This window comes from Blautia sp. HCN-20427, from assembly GCF_037890365.1.
GTDB lineage: Bacteria > Bacillota > Clostridia > Lachnospirales > Lachnospiraceae > Blautia.
Genome location: NZ_JBBKBX010000007.1, coordinates 51,651 through 70,940 on the forward strand (window position 1 = coordinate 51,651; position 19,290 = coordinate 70,940).

Below are 19,290 nucleotides of genomic sequence, written 5' to 3' on the forward strand. Positions count from 1 at the left end.
TCATTCCACATTTATCTGTACTTCTACCGGACAATGGTCTGAGCCCAAAACTTCTGTGTGAATGGCTGCGCTAACCAGCTTATCTTCCAGTCTTTTAGACGTGCAGAAATAGTCAATGCGCCATCCTGCGTTCTTTTCTCTGGCCTTAAAACGATAGGACCACCAGGAATAAATTCCCGTTTCCTCCGGATAAAAATAGCGGAAGGTATCTGTAAATCCGCTTTCCAGAAATTCTGTAAATTTGCCTCTTTCTTCCTCTGTAAAACCTGCATTTCTTCGATTGGTTTTTGGATTTTTCAGGTCTATTTCCCGATGTGCCACATTCAAATCTCCACACATAATTACAGGCTTTTTCTCATCTAATTTCTTTAAATAAGCACGAAAATCATCTTCCCATTTCATTCGGTACTCCAGTCTTGCCAACTCACTTTGGGAATTAGGTGTATAAACCGTAACCATATAAAAATTTTCATATTCCAGGGTAATGACACGTCCTTCCTGGTCGTGTTCTTCTATACCTATGCCGTATGTCACGGTAAGCGGTTTCTTTTTTGTAAAAATGGCGGTTCCGGAATAGCCCTTTTTCACCGCATAATTCCAGTAACAATAATATCCCTCCGGTGAAAAGTCTATCTGTCCCTCCTGCAGCTTTGTTTCCTGAAGGCAGAAAAAGTCCGCATCTGTTTCCTGAAAATATTCGGTAAAGCCTTTCTGCACACATGCACGCAACCCATTTACATTCCATGAAATAAATTTCATTATCGGTCTCCTTTTCTTGTCTTTTTGCACATCTTTCTTTTTATTATACACTATTTTTTCTCCCTTGCGAAGTCAAAAACTTTTGGTAAATCACTTTACGAATCCCGAAAGCAGAGTATATAATAAGAAGTACATTAAAATTTGTTATGCAAGAAAAGGAGAACTACAATGGGTGGAATATTTGGAGTAGCTTCTAAGTCAAGCTGTACTTTGGATTTATTTTTCGGAACAGATTATCATTCTCATCTGGGAACCAAACGCGGCGGTATGGCCGTATATGGACCAAACGGCTTCAGCCGCTCGATTCACAACATCGAAAACACTCCCTTCCGTACCAAATTTGACGGAGATTTGGACGAACTGGAAGGAACTGCCGGTATCGGCTGTATTTCCGACAATGAACCACAGCCACTTCTGGTGCAGTCTCATCTGGGCAGTTTTGCCGTTACAACGGTAGGTAAAATTAACAACATGAACGAACTGGTAGATATTTCCTACAAAAATGGCTGTACCCACTTTCTGGAAATGAGCGGCGGCAGCATTAACCCTACGGAAATGGTGGCCTCTTTGATTAATCAGCAGGCAACTATTGTGGACGGTATCCGCTATGCCCAGGAACTGATTCAGGGATCCATGACACTTCTGGTTTTAACTCCGGAAGGCATCTATGCAGCCAGAGACCGTATGGGACGTACTCCAATGATTATCGGGAAAAAGGACGGCGCACACTGTGCTTCTTTTGAAAGCTTTGCCTACTTAAATCTGGGCTATGAAACGTTGCGTGAACTGGGTCCCGGAGAAATTGTTTTCCTGACACCGGAGAGCGTGGAAACTCTTTCCCAGCCATTAAATGAAATGAAAATCTGTTCCTTCTTATGGGTATATTACGGATATCCTACCTCTACCTATGAAGGCATCAACGTGGAAAATATGCGTTACGAATGCGGTAAAAAGCTGGCTCAAAGAGATGCGCAGAGAGATGATGTCAACCCGGACCTGGTTGCAGGCGTTCCGGATTCCGGTATCGCCCATGCCATCGGCTACGCCAATGAATCCGGCATTCCGTTCTCCCGCCCATTTATAAAATATACACCGACCTGGCCCCGTTCCTTTATGCCATCCCGACAGGAACAGCGAAACCTCATTGCCAGGATGAAACTAATTCCTGTGGAAGCTTTAATTAAAAACCGCAGCCTGCTGCTCATTGATGACTCCATTGTCCGCGGCACACAGCTTCGGGAAACCACAGAATTTCTGTACAACAGCGGTGCAAAGGAAGTTCATATCCGCCCGGCCTGCCCGCCACTCCTTTTTGGCTGTCCGTTCCTGAACTTCTCCCGTTCCAAATCCGAAATGGATTTGATTACCAGAAGAATCATTGCAGCAAGAGAAGGGGAAACGGTCAGCCGTGAAGTGCTGGATACCTACGCCGATCCGGATTCCCAGAACTATAAAGAAATGCTGGAGGAAATCGGAAGACAGTTAAACTTTACTACCCTGCATTTCCATCGGTTGGATGACTTGCTGTCCTCTATTAATATTGAACCTTGCAAAGTATGTACTTACTGCTTTAACGGAAAAAAATAGCATAAATAATTGCCGTACGAAATACATAGTTAAACAATTGTTTCGTACGGCAATTTTATTTCCATATGCATCTAAGACTACACCAGCAATTTTAGTATCTCCAGACTCCTAAATTCCTTCTCCACATACCGTTTCCGGTACGCCCGCATAACTCTTCCCACCTCTTCCAGCACTTCCCTATTCACGGTAAAGGAGTACAGTTTTTCCAGTTTGGCTGCAATAATAAACTGCAGAGTATAGAGCGCCGAGGGGCTGATATGTATCAATCCTTTTTCCGCCTGGCCGCAGTTTTCACAGAAAACACCCGACTGTTCTACAGAAAACCAACAGATATTTTCCGTACTTCCGCAGTCTCTGCAGGCAAAAACCGAGGGATATTCCCCGTTTATTGTCATGGCTTTCAGCTCAAATACATAGCGTATGAGGGCGTTCTCCATCTGCTGCTTTACCAGCGCTTTCAGCGTCACATACAGCAGGTTCAGCATCTGCTTTTCGTCCGTATTTTCACTGGAATAATACTCTGCCAGTTCCAGAAAATAAAAGCCATAATACACTCCCGGCTGTATAGAAGCCAGTTCTGAAAAGTATTCCATTACGGAAGCGGAACGCATCTGATACGAAGTTCTGCCCTCATACAAAAAGAACGAGCCAAAAACAAAGGGATTGGCCACCGCCAGAAGGGGGCTGTTCTGTCTTCTGGCCCCCTTGGCAAATACGGTGATTTTCCCTCTCTCCTTCGTAAGCATCACCAGTCTTTTGTCATATTCTCCAATGGGCATGGAAGACAGTACCATGCCGGTCACAGTAATGAAATCGCTCATCAGATTTCCTTCTTGTCGTATCCGAAATTCTTAATCAGGTAATCACTGTCTCTCCAGTCCTTCTTTACCTTGACCCAGAGTTTCAGATTTACTTTCATATCCAGCATTTTTTCAATCTCAAACCGGGCTGCACTTCCGATTTTTTTCAGCATGGCGCCTTGTTTTCCTATGATAATTCCCTTATGAGAATCCCGTTCACAGATAATGGTGGCATCAATATCTACCAGATTTCCCTGAGAGCGTTCTTTCATCCGGTCAATGGTCACTGCAATTCCGTGAGGAATTTCCTCATCCAGTGTACGCAGCGCTTTTTCCCGAATCATCTCTGCCACAATCTGTCTTTGCGGCTGGTCTGTCACAGTGTCCTCATCATAAAACTGCGGTCCATAAGGCAGGTATTTAAAAATACATTCCAGAAGTGTGTCCAGGTTCTGGGAACGAAGAGCCGATACCGGTACAATCTCCGCAAAACTGCAGATATTGCGGTATGATTCAATAAAACCCGCAACTTCACTTTTCTTTACGGTGTCCACTTTATTGATTACCAGAATCACCGGAAGCTTACACAGCTTCAATTGCTCTGCAATATGCCGCTCTCCTGCACCGATAAAATTGGTTGGCTCTACCAGCCACAGAATCACATCCGCGTCTTTAAAAGTTCTCTGGGCAACATTTACCATATATTCTCCCAGTTTGTTTTTAGCCTTGTGAATTCCCGGTGTATCCAGAAATACCACCTGGCCCCGTTCATCTGTATAAACCGTTTGAATTTTATTCCTGGTGGTCTGGGGTTTTCTGGATGTAATGGCAATCTTCTGTCCGATTAAATGATTCATCAACGTGGATTTTCCCACATTGGGCCTGCCTATAATGGCTGCAAAGCCCGATTTAAAATCTGCGTTCATACATTCTCCTTTTTACAGTAAGTGTCTGACCTCGCCAAACACCTTTTTCTCCTGTTCTATTTTCTCTTCACTGCCAATGACACAGATACGGTTCTGTTCCATCATGGCGTCTACAATGCCTGCCAGACGGCGTATATCTTCCGGCTGTGCATTTAAAATTTCGCTGCGCTCTTTCTGTAAGTCCTCTTCCGTCAGATTGGAAAACCAGGCATTTAAAGACATATTCCCCTTGGCTGACGGAGTCAGAGGTGTGTCGATTTCGCTGATTGTTCCGATAATGTATTTTGTCATTTCTCTTTCATCTGCATCAAAAGAGCGGATAAAATCTCCTGTCTTTTTAAACACTGCCAGTGTTTTCGTAAGGTTCGGGTCGCGGTAAGATACCAAAAATCCGTCTCCGTTTCGTCTGAAAGAACTCATACAGCCATACGCACCGCCCTTCACGCGGATATTCATCCAGAGATATTCATAACTTAACATGACTTTCAGTATCCGAAGGGCGCCTGTATAGGCAAAACCTGCCTCTGCAAAATTGCCGGCCGCTGCTACATACTGCACCTGTCCGGAGGTTTTGAAGCCCTCGTTTTTGACTTCAAACTGTGTTTTTGTTGCTCCTGTTTTTACAGCAGAAGTATAAAGAACGCCCTTTAACTGCTCTACTTCTTTTTCCAGATATGCATATCCCTCCTCATCTGCCGTATAGCTTACCAACAGATTTTCCGGTCTGAAAACATAGTGCATCAATCCTTTGAGATTTGCAATAATCTCCTGCTTTTTCTCCTGAAAATTCTTTTCCATCTCATCTACAAATTTGTAAAAATCAATGCCTGCTACTCTTTCCTGGAAATTAGAATTTTCAGAAAAATAGGAAAGTGCCCGCATAACTGCTGTGCTGTGTCCGGCAGAAGCCAGGTTCATCTGCAGTCTGGATTTCATTTTTGCAAGGATTTCATAAAGCCGTTTTTCATCATCCAGATGAGAGGTACAAAGAATTTCTCTTATCATTTCAAAAACAAAGGGTAAATCTTTATACAAAGTTTTCGCCCGAATCCCCATCACTTGTGTGGTCTTTTGGTTGTCCTTTGCATCTCCGAATACCTGAATTCCAAAGGCAATTCCACCGCTTCTGGCATTGATTTCATTAAACAGTTCTCCGTATTTGTAATGTTCCGTATCTACATAACCTAGCACGGATTTCAGAATTCCGAGATAGGGAATCAAATCCTGAGGTACCTGTTTTGTATCAAAGAGCAAATCCAGATACCCGATGCCGTTAGTATAAAGGTTGTGGTGAAGAATCCGGGTATCTCCCACCTTTTTTTCTGTATTGTATAGCTTTGCCGCTTCTGTGCCGATATCGCTTCTTTTCAGCAGTGGAATGGTACGAAGGGCTTCCTCTGTCTCCGGCTCATCCTGGTATTTCTTTAAGTGTCTGGTATCTGCAGCAATTTTGCTGATTTCCTCTTTGCTTAAAGATGCTTTGTAAGCCGCCAGCTTTTCTTCCAGCTTTTTGTCTGTTTCCGCAGCCAGTCCTCTTTTGGGATTTACCACTACAATAGAAGCATGGGTATTCTCCAACAGATATTTTTCAATCAGTTCTTCAAAGTATCCGGTATCTGCTTTTGCTTTCAATTTTTCGAAAATATCCAGACGCATTACCTGGTCAAAAGGCCGGTTATCATCATATAACCAGCTGTCAAACACGTCAATGCCGTACATCAGTCCTTTGGGGAAGGAGGAGAAGTCCGCCTCACGGAAACGGAATTCCATATAATTAATGCCCGCTGCAATGGCCTTTTTGTCTACTCCGTTTTTCACAATCTCTTTCAGTGTATCCTGAATCAGAGACACAAAGCGTTCCTTATCCTCAGGTCTGGCATTTTTCGCTACAATGGAAAAGAAGGGCTGATAGATACCGTCTTCATAAGAGCCCATAATATCCTTTCCGATTCCCTTATCTAAAAGCACCTGCTTTAAAGGCGCCCCGGGTGCGCTTAGAAGGGTATAATCCAGCACTTCAAAGGCTGTACAGGTTTCCACATCCAGGCTGTCTCCCACAACCACATTGTAGGAAAGGTAGGAATTATTTTCCTCCGGCTCATTTTCTGTAATAGAATATTCCATTTCCAGTTCCCGCACCGCCTCAAAGGGATTTTGCCGGGGAATTTCCGAGTGTACGGGAATTTCATCATATTTGCCCAGATATTCCTTGTCCATCCAGTTCAGCCGCTCTTCCATGTCCATGTTTCCGTAAAGATAAATATAGCTGTTGGCCGGGTGATAATAGCGGCTATGGAAAGAAAGAAAGTCGGAATACTTCAGCTCAGGAATATATTTCGGGTCGCCGCCGGACTCTACACCATAAGGAGTATCCGGAAACAGAGAATTGAAAATTTCTCTTTCCAACACGTCCTCCGGTGAGGAAAAAGCGCCCTTCATTTCATTATAAACCACGCCATTTAACGTAATCGGCCCGTCTTCCTCTTCCAGTTCATAGTGCCAGCCTTCCTGACGGAAAATTTCTTCTTTTTCATAAATATTTGGAAAAAATACCGCGTCCAGATACACATGCATCAGGTTTTTAAAATCCTGTTCATTGCAGCTGGCAATGGGATACATGGTCTTATCCGGATACGTCATGGCGTTCAAAAATGTATTCAAGGAACCCTTCACCAGTTCTACAAAGGGGTCTTTTAACGGGTATTTTTCGGAACCGCACAATACACTGTGTTCCAAAATATGCGCCACACCAGTACTGTCGGAAGGCGGGGTGCGGAAAGCGATATTAAATACTTTATTGTCATCATCGTTTTCCAGAAGCATCACTCTTGCACCGCTTTTTTTATGTTTCAGCAGATAACCTTTTGAATGAATATCCGGGATATCCTGCGTCAATACCAGCTCATAAGCCGGAACCTGCTCGATTCTCATAGTCTTTCCTCCGTATTCTTTTCTGTCTTCATACATAGCATATAGTATAACACAATTTATGTTTTCTTGATAGGGGTTTTCCTATCAGAAAAGGCAGCCAAAGCCACCCGCATTTCAAAAATGCCGATGTCCAGGCCGCCTTTTTGCATTTTGTTTTCATTTACAATTTTGAATAACCGTATCCATTTACAATGGCATCTATCCTTTCTTTTCGCTGACACATGGGGCATTTTTCCGCCGGATAAGATTCATAATCGGGAATGTCCTGCTTATCATATACTGCATTTATTTCAATTCCCGCCACTTTGTTCACCGCACTGAAAATTGCGGAGACTCCCTGTATTTTGCCCCCATAATACAGCACGGTTTCCATACACTGCCGCAGTGTTGTCCCCGTAGTAATGGAACCCATCAAAATCACCGTATTCCTGTTTTTTACCATGTTTTGCGTATTATCCCTGAAAAGCATTTGCCCATTGGCATGAAATTCCGGTGTTACAATGTAAATGGTCTTGTGCGCATTCATGGATAAAACACCGGCTTTGGCCAGTTCCTCTGCCAGAAAGGCACCTACAACTTCCAATCCGTCCAGACAAATAATACTGTCTACCGGTGTTGTCGCCTCATATTTGGCAGACAGCAGCCTTGCAATTTGGGCCGCCTCCGCACATCTGGTTTTCATCGTGGTCATATCCAGATAATGAGTGATATGGGACTGGGACGTTATAAAATGTCCCGATATAATTTTCAGCTGAATCTTTTCGTCCCCTTTTGCATACGCCTTAAACATTCTTGCCTCCATATCCATAAAAATCCCTCCCATCTTTTGACAGAATATCTCTTTTTTCTGCTATTCGCCCTCAAATTTTCTGATAATTTAATTATATCACGGTTTTTATGCAAAAGAAACAAAAATCTTTTCTTTTATATTTTTTCTTGACTATCTGGAAGTAATGTGCTATTTTATTGCTTAATCAAAAAATGAAAGGAAGTGAAGATTTTCATGGACGACGATCCTGATACGAATTGTATTAAAACACTGATTTCCTCTCCATGTGAGATTATGAATAGATAACGGAACAGCTGCACAGATAGCATTACTGTCTGTGGGGCTGTTCCGTTTTGCATTTTATTTCACAAACTTTACAATTTTATCTTACAGGAGGAACATTATGATTAGTTCATTTTTTTTATTAGCAATACTTATTTTACTAAATGCTGTTTTCGCAAGTGCGGAAATTGCAGTCATTTCCATGAATGAAACAAAGTTGAAAATGCTCACAGAACAGGGAAACAAGAAGGCTGTAAAACTGACGAAGCTAACCCGACAGCCGGCACGTTTTCTGGCAACCATTCAGGTAGCCATTACCCTGGCAGGCTTTTTAAGCAGTGCCTTTGCAGCGGACTATTTTGCCCAGCCTCTGGTGGACACGCTTCTGCAGGCAGGCGTGCCCATCTCGGAACAGGTGTTAAGTTCGCTGTCTGTTATTGTCATTACCATTGTTCTATCTTATTTCAGCCTGGTTTTCGGAGAACTGGTACCGAAACGAATTGCTATGAAAAAGGCAGAAACTCTGGCCTTATCCCTGGCGGGGATTCTGTATACGGTTTCTAAAATCACCGCCCCTCTGGTATCTCTTTTAACGGTATCTACCAATGTAGTTTTAAAACTGCTCGGCATAAATCCGGAAGAAACGGAAGAACAGGTAACCGAAGAGGAAATCCGTATGATGCTTTCAGAAGGCAGTCAGCAAGGTACCATTGCCAAAGACGAAACAGAAATGATTCAGAATGTTTTTGACTTTAATGACACCAGTGCAGAACAGATTTGCACACATCGAATTGACGTACTTTCTCTAAATTACGAAGACAGTTTAAATACATGGGAAACTATTATTTTTGACAGCCGTCATACTTATTACCCTGTCTATCGGGAAAATACGGACAACATCGTAGGTATTCTGGATACCAAGGACTACTTTAGAACAAACACCAAAACAAGAGAATATATTCTGAAACATGCCTTGGATACTCCCTGGTTTGTACCCGAGAACATTAAGGCAAACGTACTGTTCCAGGAAATGAAGAAATCCAGAAAATATTTTGCCGTGCTGATAGACGAATATGGCGGCATGTCTGGAATCATCACCCTTCACGACCTGATTGAGGCTCTGGTTGGTGACTTGTATGAACTGGAAGATGATTTGCAGCGTCCGGAAATTATACAGATATCAGAAAACACCTGGAACATTCTGGGCAGCGCCAGTCTTGACGATGTAGCAGAAGCCGTAGGTATCAAGCTGCCTGTTGAACGCTACGATACTTATAACGGGTATGTCTGTGATATTATAGGACGAATCCCAAACCGCGGAGAAAGCTTCACCTGTGAGGCTGATGGACTGAAAATACAAGTACATACGGTGGAGAATCATTGCATTGGGGAGACTACGGTCACGCTGGCGTAAATATCTCCTCTTATCAAAAAGGACTCCCTCCCCGCAGTCGCCTGCGGGAGGGAGTCCTTTCAACCGTTTGGACACATTTATAACATTTCAGTTAATGGAATTACTCTTCTGTTTTTCCGTACAGAGTAACCAGTTTGTTCAGATATTCGTATCTTTCCTTAGCTTCAGACTCATTCTTAGCAAACAGTCTAGCTGCTTTTTCCGGATTAGAACGTTTCAGAGAATTGTAGCGAACTTCTCCGTCTAAGAATTCCTGGTATCCTTCTGCTGCTGGTGCTTTAGAATCCAGAGAGAATTTGTTTTCTGCTGCTGGGTTGAAGCGGAAGTTGTGCCAGTATCCACATTTAACTGCTAATTCTTCTTCTGTCTGAGCTTTGCTCATACCTTTCTTGATACCATGGTTGATACATGGAGCGTAAGCAATAATCAGAGATGGTCCCGGATATGCCTCCGCTTCAGCAATTGCTTTTACAGTCTGGTTGAAGTCTGCACCCATAGCAATCTGAGCAACGTATACATAACCATAGCTCATAGCGATAGAAGCCATATCTTTCTTCTTCACTTCTTTACCGCCTGCTGCGAACTGTGCGATAGCACCTGTCGGTGTAGATTTAGAAGACTGTCCACCTGTGTTGGAGTAAACTTCTGTATCGAATACCATAACGTTGATATCCTGTCCGGAAGCTAATACGTGGTCAACGCCACCAAAACCGATGTCGTATGCCCAACCGTCACCACCGAAGATCCACTGGGATTTCTTAGCTAAGAAGTCTTTGTTCTTAACGATGTCTTTGCATACGTCACAATCAACACCTTCTAATGCTGCAACTAATTTATCTGTAGCTGCACCGTTTGTAATTCCGCTTCCGAATGTATCTAACCATTCCTGACAAGCAGCTTTTACTTCTTCAGAAGATCCTTCGTAAGCCATTACAGACTCAACTTTTTCTTTTAATCCGCCACGGATAGCTTTCTGAGCTAATAACATACCGTATCCGAATTCAGCGTTATCTTCGAACAGAGAGTTAGACCATGCAGGACCCTGTCCTTTTGCGTTTACAGTGTATGGTGTAGATGGTGAGGAGTTACCCCAGATAGAGGAACAGCCTGTTGCGTTAGCAATGTACATTCTGTCACCAAATAACTGTGTGATTAATTTAGCGTAAGGTGTTTCTCCACAACCTGCACAAGCTCCTGAGAACTCAAGTAACGGCTGTTTGAACTGAGAACCTTTTACTGTATTTTCTTTGAATTTAGCGATAACATCTTCTTTAACCGGTAATGTTACACCGTAATCGAAGAATTTCTGCTCGCCTGCATTTGCTTCCATGTTTGCCATAACAAGCGCTTTTGCACCCTTCTTACCTGGGCAGACATTAGCACAAGAACCACATCCTGTACAGTCGTAAGCAGATACAGTCATAACGAATTTGTAATCAGCCATACCTGTCATAGGCAATGTTCTCATTCCTTCCGGAGCTGCTGCTACTTCTTCGTCAGTCATAGCAACCGGACGGATAACAGCATGAGGACATACATATGCACAACGGTTACACTGGATACAGTTTTCCGGCTGCCATACAGGGATATCCACTGCAATACCACGTTTTTCAAATGCAGAAGAACCAGATGGGGTAGTACCGTCAACGTAATCTTTGAATGCAGATACAGGTAATGTATTACCTTCCTGAGCATTTACTTTTGCCTGGATGTTGTTTACGAAATCAACAACGTCGCCGCGTCCGCCTTCTGCATGTGCCATAAACAGACCTTCATCAACGCAGTCTTTCCAGCTTTCCGGAACCTGAACTTCAACAACCTGTTTTGCACCTGCATCGATAGCGTCATAGTTCATCTGAACGATAGCGTCACCTTTTCTTCCGTAAGTTGCTTTTGCAGCAGCTTTCATTAATTCGATAGCATGATCTTCCGGAATGATGTTAGCCAGTTTGAAGAATGCAGACTGAAGAACTGTGTTGATACGTCCGCCAAGTCCGATTTCTTTACCAATCTTAATACCGTCAATTACATAGAATTTGATATTGTGGTTGGCAATAAATGCTTTTACCTGTCCCGGCAAGTGTTTTTCAAGGCCTTCCATATCCCATGGGCAGTTTAATAAGAATGTACCGCCGTCCACTAATTCCTGAACCATATTGTATTTGTTCACATAAGACGGGTTGTGACATGCAACAAAGTTTGCCTGTCTAATCAGATATGTGGATTTGATTGGGCTCTTACCAAAACGAAGGTGAGACATTGTAACACCACCGGATTTTTTAGAGTCATAATCAAAGTATGCCTGTGCATACATATCTGTGTTGTCACCGATAATCTTGATGGAGTTTTTGTTCGCACCAACAGTACCGTCAGCTCCTAATCCCCAGAATTTGCAGTTGATAGTTCCTTCCGGTGTAGTAACAAGAGGAGCGCCAACTTCCAGAGATAAGTTTGTAACATCATCCACAATACCGATTGTGAATTTTTCTTTTGTTGTGTTTTCGTATACAGCAACAATCTGAGCCGGTGTTGTATCTTTGGAACCTAATCCGTAACGTCCGCTGAAGATTGGTGTATCGTTGAATTTTGTGCCTTTTAATGCAGCAACAACGTCTAAGTATAATGGTTCACCAAGAGCACCTGGTTCTTTTGTTCTGTCTAATACAGAAATCTGTTTTACAGAATCCGGAATAGCGTTTACTAATGCTTCCGCGCAGAATGGTCTGTAAAGACGAACTGTAACAAGACCAACTTTTTTGCCTGCTGCCATTAAGTAATCGATGGTTTCTTCAATTGTTTCACAAGCAGAACCCATAGCGATGATTACGTGTTCAGCATCTTCAGCACCGTAGTAGTTGAATAATTTATAGTTTGTACCGATTTTTTCGTTTACTTTGTCCATGTATTCCTGTACTAATGCAGGTAATGCATCATAGTATGGGTTACATGCTTCTCTTGCCTGGAAGAAGATATCCGGGTTCTGAGCAGAACCTCTCTGGCATGGGTGATTTGGATTTAAAGCGTGTTTACGGAATGCGTCAACAGCGTCCATATCTACCATGTCTTTTAAATCTTCGTAATCCCATGTTTCAATCTTCTGGATTTCATGAGATGTACGGAATCCGTCGAAGAAGTTAATGAATGGAACTTTCCCTTTGATTGCGGAGCAATGAGCAACCGGTGTCAAGTCCATAACTTCCTGTACAGAAGATTCACATAACATAGCGCAGCCTGTCTGACGGCATGCATAAACATCAGAGTGGTCTCCGAAGATAGACAGTGCATGGCTTGCTAAAGCACGAGCAGATACGTTGATAACGCCCGGTAACTGCTCACCAGCGATTTTGTAAAGGTTTGGAATCATCAACAGAAGACCCTGAGATGCTGTATATGTAGTAGTCAGGGCACCTGCTGCCAAAGAGCCGTGAACTGCACCAGCAGCACCAGCTTCAGACTGCATTTCTGTAACCTGTACTTCCTGTCCGAAAATGTTCTTTCTTCCCTGTGTTGCCCACTCATCTGTAGCTTCTGCCATTACGGATGAAGGGGTAATCGGATAGATAGCCGCAACATCTGAATAAGCATATGAAGCATGAGCTGCTGCATGGTTACCATCCATGGTTTTCATCTTTCTAGCCATTTGATTTTTTTCCTCCTTGAAAATTGTTGTTTTTTTAACAATATTCCACTTCGCTCACGAAGTCTATAAGAAATTATAGCACGATTTCAAGTGCATGTCCATTTGTAAAACATAAGAAAATCAAATGTTTTCCCAAAAAAACATGCCCTCTCCTGCTTTTGGCTTATTTTTCTTCTGAAACTTCCCCTGCCATAATTTCCGCAATAGATTTTGCAGACAATTCCCGCAGCAAAACACCCTGTATTCTTTCCAATTCCCTGTGCACCCTGCAGCCACAGTCCTCCTGATTGTGTACACAGGGCTTCTTGGGATTCATACATTCTATCATATAAAAGTCCGGCTCTACCGCCAGATAAATATCCAGAAGCGTCAGCTCCTCTATGGACCGCTTCAGCGCATAGCCGCCGTTGCTTCCCCGAAAAGACTTTACAATTTCCTTTTTTTCCAGTTTTTTCAGTATTTTATATACGAACGCCGGTGTAAGCCCCTCCTGGTCACATACCTGGTTGACACACATCTTTTCACCATTTGCCAGGGCACGGACAATCCTTACGCCATAGTCACATTCTCTCGTAATCAGCATGATATTTCCCCTTCTTTTGTTGTTAACTTCCTAATATAAATGTAATTATAACTATCTGTACTGTATTTATCAAGTATTTTTCGCAAGAAACACTTGCAAAATCCAGGTTTTACGGTAAAATAAAAGAGATTACGCATTAAAATTGTTTTTGATTAAGTGAGGTATGAATAAAACATGATTGCAGCAAATAATGTCACATTACGAATCGGTAAGAAAGCACTGTTTGAAGATGTCAATATTAAATTTACAGAAGGAAACTGCTATGGTCTTATTGGTGCCAACGGAGCCGGAAAATCCACATTCTTAAAAATCCTTTCCGGACAGCTGGAAACCACGAACGGGAATATTACCATTACACCGGGACAGCGTCTCTCCTTCCTGCAGCAGGACCACTTCAAATACGACGCTTTCACTGTCCTTGACACAGTTATTATGGGAAATCAGCGTCTGTATGACATCATGAAGGAAAAAGAAGCCATTTACGCAAAAGAAGATTTCACAGACGAAGACGGCATCCGGGCCAGTGAACTGGAAGGCGAATTTGCAGAAATGAACGGCTGGGAAGCAGAATCTGACGCCGCTATGCTCTTAAACGGACTGGGCATTGACACTGATTTGCACTATGCCCTTATGGCTGACTTAAAAGGCAGTGAAAAGGTGAAAGTTCTTCTGGCCCAGGCCCTGTTTGGAAACCCTGACATTCTGCTTCTGGACGAGCCTACGAACCATTTGGACTTAGACGCTATCGAATGGCTGGAAGAATTTTTGATTAACTTTGAAAATACGGTCATCGTGGTATCTCATGACCGTTATTTCTTAAACAAAGTCTGTACCCATACTGCCGATATTGACTACGGCAAAATCCAGCTTTATGCCGGAAACTATGATTTCTGGTATGAATCCAGCCAGCTTCTCATCAAACAGATGAAAGAAGCCAACCGTAAGAAAGAGGAAAAAATTAAGGAACTGCAGGAATTTATTTCCCGTTTCTCCGCCAATGCTTCCAAATCCAAGCAGGCAACTTCCAGAAAACGTGCGCTGGAAAAAATTCAGTTAGACGACATGCGTCCTTCCAGCCGTAAATATCCTTATATCGACTTCCGTCCAAACCGCGAAATCGGAAACGAAGTACTTATGGTAGAAGGTCTGTCCAAAACCATTGACGGTGTAAAAATTCTGGATAACCTGACCTTCACTCTGGGACGTGAGGATAAAGTGGCTTTTGTAGGCGGCAATGAACGCGCCAAAACTGTTCTGTTCCAGATTTTAACGGGAGAAATGGAACCGGATGAAGGTACTTACAAATGGGGCGTTACCACCACACAGGCCTATTTCCCAAAAGACAGCACCAAAGAATTTGACAATGATTTAACCATTGCAGACTGGCTCACCGGATATTCTGAAATCAAGGACGCCACTTATGTCCGTGGTTTCCTTGGCCGTATGCTCTTCCCCGGAGAAGACGGTGTGAAAAAAGTCCGGGTACTCTCCGGTGGGGAAAAGGTAAGATGTCTGTTGTCCAAAATGATGATTTCCGGGGCAAACATTCTGATTTTCGATGAACCTACCAACCATCTGGATATGGAATCCATCACAGCCTTAAACAACGGTATGATGAAATTCCCAGGTGTGATTCTCTTTGCCTCTCACGACCACCAGATTGTACAGACCACTGCAAACCGTATTATGGAAATTCTTCCAAACGGCGTATTAATTGACAAAATTACCACTTACGACGAATATCTTGCAAGCGATGAAATGGCAAGAAAACGTCAGGTTTACACTATGACCGAGGAAGACAACTAAACTTCCCGAAGCTGCCGCATGAAGCAAAAGCAACTTAATGCGGCAGTTTTTCTTCTTTCATTCCTATCTGTATTTTCAAGTCTTTGTATTCTTTTGGCGAAATCCCAAACTCTTTTTTAAAAGCCCGGTAAAAACTGGAATAATCCTTAAAACCAAACATCAGATAGGCCCGGCTGATACTGATGTTTCCCAAAATAGCGTCCTGACAAGCAGCCAGACGTTTTTTCATAATATACTGGTGAATCGAAATTCCTGTATTTTCTTTAAAAATATGGGCAATATGATATTTACTCACATAAAACTCTCCGGCCAGATACTCTAATGACAAATCCTGTTCCAGATGGTCGTCAATGTACTGCAGAATATTCCGGTAAAGGTTCTGGTCCTCCTTTATTTTCCCCGGGTTGTTTTTTTCATAGGCCATACGATTCAAATGGAGAAGCAAATCACAGATATTGATGAAAATCCGCGCTTCTTTTCCATAGCGCTCTGCATGAATCTCCTCCATCAGATGAAATATTTTAGACTGGATACCGGAAAATTCCACTGTGCTGTTGTGATACACATACTGCTTCTTTTCCGCTGCACGCTGAACCAGATAATAATAATCCTCTGACATCTGCCGCAAACGCTGATAATATTCCACACTAATCCAGAATACAAAGCGGCTGTAAGGATGTTCCTGGTCGTGAATCACTGCTTTATGGGGAATTCCCGGCGGCAGAATAACCACATCTCCCGGCTCCAGTCTATACAGCTTATCGCGAATCAGAATAGACACACTGCCTTCCAGGAAAAAATACATTTCATAATATTTATGTATATGGCTGTCCACATTGCCCAAATGACTGTCGCTGTAATAATAGATTTCATAATCTCTGGACAACATATATTGGCGTTTTAAAAATTCTGTCTTATAGTTTTTTTTCATAATGAGGCACACTCCTCTCTTCTTTATGCACCTATTTTAATACAAAACCGCAACTTTTACAATATATACAACAATCTTATCAATAGGAATTTTTTTCGGATAATCTATAATAATAACTATAAAAAATACATGCGAAAGCGAGGAACTTGACTATGGAAATGACAATGCGCTGGTACGGCACAGGACACGACACTGTAACTCTGGAGCAGATTAAGCAGAGCTGCTATGTAAAAGGAATCATCACAACTCTTTATGACAAATTGCCTGGAGAAGTATGGACACTGGAAGAAATTCTGGCAATGAAAAAAGAAGTAGAAGATGCAGGGCTTCACCTTGCAGGTATCGAAAGTGTAAACGTAAGCGATGCTATCAAGACAGGTGCACCGGAAAGAGATAAAGACATTGCCGCTTACATTGAAACACTGGAAAATCTCGGAAAAGCAGATATTCATATGGTATGTTACAACTTCATGCCCGTATTTGACTGGACAAGAACAGAACTGGCCAGAATGAGAGAAGACGGAACTACTGTTCTTGCTTACAATCAGGACACGGTAGACAAAATGGACCCAGACAACATGTTCGATTCCATCAAAGACAATATGAACGGAACCGTAATGCCTGGCTGGGAACCGGAACGTATGGAAAAAGTAAAAGAACTCTTTGAACTTTACAAAGACATTGACGAAGACAAATTATTTGACAACCTGAAATATTTCCTGGAAGCGATTATGCCGGTATGTGACAAATATGACATCAACATGGCTATTCACCCGGATGACCCATCCTGGAGCGTATTCGGACTGCCTCGTATTATCTCTTCTCAGGCAAAACTGAAACGTATGATGGACATGGTTCCAAACAAACACAACGGTGTTACTTTCTGCATGGGCTCTTACGGAACAAACCTGAACAACGATTTAATCGACACTATCCACATGTTAAAAGGCAGAATCCACTTTGCACATGTAAGAAACCTTCGTTTCAACGATGGTATGCGTGACTTCGAAGAAAGCGCTCACTTAAGCGCGGACGGAACCTTTGATATGTACAAAGTTATGAAAGCCCTTCATGACACAGGTTTTGACGGACCAATCCGCCCAGACCACGGACGTATGATTTGGGGCGAAAAAGCAATGCCCGGATACGGCTTATATGACCGCGCTCTTGGTGCCGCTTACCTGTGCGGCTTATGGGAAGCAGCCTGCAAAGAATCCAAATAAGAAAGGGAAAAAATCATGAAATTAACTTTAGAAGGTCTGAAAAATACACAGGAATGGGAAGCAGCAGGGATTGCTCTCCCTTCCTATGATGTAGAAAAAGTTGTAGCGAACACAAAGAACGCGCCTACATGGGTACACTTTGGTGCAGGAAACATCTTCCGTATTTTCATCGGCGGACTGGCTGACACACTTCTTGCAAAGGGAGAAGCCGACAAAGGTATTACCTGCGTGGAAACTTTTGACTTTGACGTAGTAGATAAAATCTACAAACCATACGACAATCTGGTACTGGCCGTTACTTTAAAAGCAGACGGCTCTACAGATAAAAAAGTGCTTGGTTCTCTTACAGAAGCTATCAAAGCACAGTCTAATGTTCCGGAAGAATGGAATCGTTTGAAAGAAATTTTTGTAAATCCAGTGCTGCAGATGATATCCTTTACTATCACAGAAAAAGGATATGCTTTAAAGGGCGCTGACGGAAACTTCTTCCCATTCATTCAGGCAGATATTGACAACGGTCCTGAAAAAGCAGGTTCTGCTATGGCTGTTGTATGTGCGCTGTTAAATGAGCGTTACAAAGCAAACAAAGCGCCTCTGGCTGTTGTTTCCATGGATAACTGCTCTCACAACGGTGAAAAACTGCAGAATTCCATCTTAACTATGGCAAAAGAATGGGCTGCAAAAGGCTTTGTAGAAGAAGGCTTTGTAGCATACCTGTCTGACGAAAAACAGGTTTCCTTCCCATGGTCCATGATTGATAAAATCACACCAAGACCAGCAGATTCTGTATGTGCAGACTTGGAAAAAGCAGGCGTAGAAGAAATCGCCCCTGTCATTACTTCCAAGAGAACTTACATTGCACCTTTCGTAAATGCAGAAGGACCACAGTACCTGGTAATTGAAGACAAATTCCCCAATGGAAGACCAGCTCTGGAAAAAGCAGGCGTCTACCTTACAGACCGCGATACGGTAAACAAAGTAGAGCGTATGAAAGTTACTACCTGCCTGAATCCACTGCACACGGCTCTGGCTGTATACGGCTGTGTATTAGGCTACACTCTCATTGCAGATGAAATGAAAGACGAACAGTTAAACAAGCTGGTTCACGAAATCGGTCCTGTAGAAGGCATGCCGGTTGTAACAGACCCTGGTATCCTCTCTCCTGCTGATTTTGTAAACGAAGTCATCAATGTTCGTATTCCGAACCCGTTTATGCCTGACACACCACAGCGTATTGCAACCGATACTTCACAGAAAGTTGGTATCCGCTACGGTGAAACTATCAAGTCCTATGTGGCTCAGTACGGAGATGCAAAGAAATTAACTGCAATTCCTCTGGCTATCGCAGGCTGGTGCAGATATCTTCTGGGTGTAGATGATGAAGGAAATACTTTTGAACGTTCCGCTGACCCCATGCTGGAAGAACTGACAAAAGCTCTGGACGGAATTGAAGTTGGAAATCCTGCTTCCTACAACGGACAGTTAAAATCCATTCTTTCCAATGAAAACATCTTCGGTATTGACTTATACAAAGCTGGAATCGGTGAAAGAATTGAAGAAATGTTCTTAGAAGAAATCGCCGGAAAAGGCGCAGTAAGAGCTACTTTGAAAAAATATATGGCTTAGAGTAAAAAGGTGC

The 19,290-nt window shown here is 42.8% G+C and carries 13 protein-coding genes; 5 read left to right on the forward strand and 8 right to left on the reverse strand.

All coding sequences use genetic code 11. The features are described from left to right. Complete coding sequence (locus tag WKT17_RS06035) at nucleotides 1–759, reverse strand: exodeoxyribonuclease III (RefSeq protein ID WP_173747634.1); 759 nt, start codon at nucleotides 757–759, stop codon at nucleotides 1–3. A 168-nt stretch (nucleotides 760–927) separates the two neighbouring features. Between WKT17_RS06035 and WKT17_RS06040 the strand changes: the two genes are divergently transcribed. Further along, complete coding sequence (locus WKT17_RS06040) at nucleotides 928–2,346, forward strand: amidophosphoribosyltransferase (protein WP_294461397.1); 1,419 nt, start codon at nucleotides 928–930, stop codon at nucleotides 2,344–2,346. A gap of 77 nt (nucleotides 2,347–2,423) precedes the next feature. On the opposite strand, the gene recO is transcribed toward WKT17_RS06040, so the two are convergent. From recO to WKT17_RS06060, 4 genes are all read right to left on the reverse strand, one after another. Then, nucleotides 2,424–3,167, reverse strand: coding sequence for a DNA repair protein RecO (recO, locus tag WKT17_RS06045; RefSeq protein WP_173747638.1), 744 nt, complete (start codon nucleotides 3,165–3,167; stop codon nucleotides 2,424–2,426). Then, nucleotides 3,167–4,072: a GTPase Era gene (era, locus tag WKT17_RS06050; RefSeq protein ID WP_294461402.1), complete on the reverse strand. Its 906-nt coding sequence runs from the start codon at nucleotides 4,070–4,072 to the stop codon at nucleotides 3,167–3,169. Before era ends, recO begins: the two co-directional genes overlap by 1 nt. Before the next feature lie 12 nt (nucleotides 4,073–4,084). Then, entirely contained in the window at nucleotides 4,085–7,003 is a 2,919-nt protein-coding gene (locus WKT17_RS06055; RefSeq protein ID WP_173747643.1) for an insulinase family protein, read from the reverse strand. A gap of 160 nt (nucleotides 7,004–7,163) precedes the next feature. Next, nucleotides 7,164–7,805, reverse strand: coding sequence for a phosphoribosyltransferase (locus WKT17_RS06060; protein WP_173748001.1), 642 nt, complete (start codon nucleotides 7,803–7,805; stop codon nucleotides 7,164–7,166). Between the two features lie 370 nt (nucleotides 7,806–8,175). On the opposite strand from WKT17_RS06060, the gene WKT17_RS06065 reads away from it, so the two are divergent. Then, nucleotides 8,176–9,468: a hemolysin family protein gene (locus WKT17_RS06065; protein WP_173747645.1), complete on the forward strand. Its 1,293-nt coding sequence runs from the start codon at nucleotides 8,176–8,178 to the stop codon at nucleotides 9,466–9,468. 100 nt (nucleotides 9,469–9,568) lie between these two features. On the opposite strand, the gene nifJ is transcribed toward WKT17_RS06065, so the two are convergent. Together nifJ and WKT17_RS06075 are read right to left on the reverse strand one after the other, a co-directional pair. Continuing rightward, nucleotides 9,569–13,108 (reverse strand): pyruvate:ferredoxin (flavodoxin) oxidoreductase, encoded by a 3,540-nt coding sequence (gene nifJ / locus WKT17_RS06070; RefSeq protein ID WP_302702842.1) that lies wholly within the window; start codon nucleotides 13,106–13,108, stop codon nucleotides 9,569–9,571. Nucleotides 13,109–13,271: 163 nt separating this feature from the next. Next, complete coding sequence (locus WKT17_RS06075; protein WP_173747649.1) at nucleotides 13,272–13,691, reverse strand: RrF2 family transcriptional regulator; 420 nt, start codon at nucleotides 13,689–13,691, stop codon at nucleotides 13,272–13,274. 174 nt (nucleotides 13,692–13,865) lie between these two features. Here WKT17_RS06075 and WKT17_RS06080 point away from each other — a divergent pair, with 174 nt between their 5' ends. Beyond that, nucleotides 13,866–15,497, forward strand: coding sequence for an ABC-F family ATP-binding cassette domain-containing protein (locus WKT17_RS06080; protein ID WP_173747651.1), 1,632 nt, complete (start codon nucleotides 13,866–13,868; stop codon nucleotides 15,495–15,497). Nucleotides 15,498–15,531: 34 nt separating this feature from the next. On the opposite strand, the gene WKT17_RS06085 is transcribed toward WKT17_RS06080, so the two are convergent. Beyond that, nucleotides 15,532–16,428 carry a helix-turn-helix domain-containing protein gene (locus WKT17_RS06085; RefSeq protein ID WP_173747653.1) on the reverse strand — a complete coding sequence of 299 codons (897 nt, stop codon included), beginning with the start codon at nucleotides 16,426–16,428 and terminating at the stop codon, nucleotides 15,532–15,534. Nucleotides 16,429–16,580: 152 nt separating this feature from the next. Between WKT17_RS06085 and uxuA the strand changes: the two genes are divergently transcribed. Together uxuA and WKT17_RS06095 are read left to right on the forward strand one after the other, a co-directional pair. Then, complete coding sequence (gene uxuA / locus WKT17_RS06090; RefSeq protein ID WP_173747655.1) at nucleotides 16,581–17,651, forward strand: mannonate dehydratase; 1,071 nt, start codon at nucleotides 16,581–16,583, stop codon at nucleotides 17,649–17,651. A 15-nt stretch (nucleotides 17,652–17,666) separates the two neighbouring features. Then, the gene (locus WKT17_RS06095; RefSeq protein ID WP_291681339.1) at nucleotides 17,667–19,277 is read left to right on the forward strand and encodes a mannitol dehydrogenase family protein; all 1,611 of its coding nucleotides are present in this window, start codon (nucleotides 17,667–17,669) and stop codon (nucleotides 19,275–19,277) included. The last annotated feature ends 13 nt before the right edge of the window (nucleotides 19,278–19,290 follow it).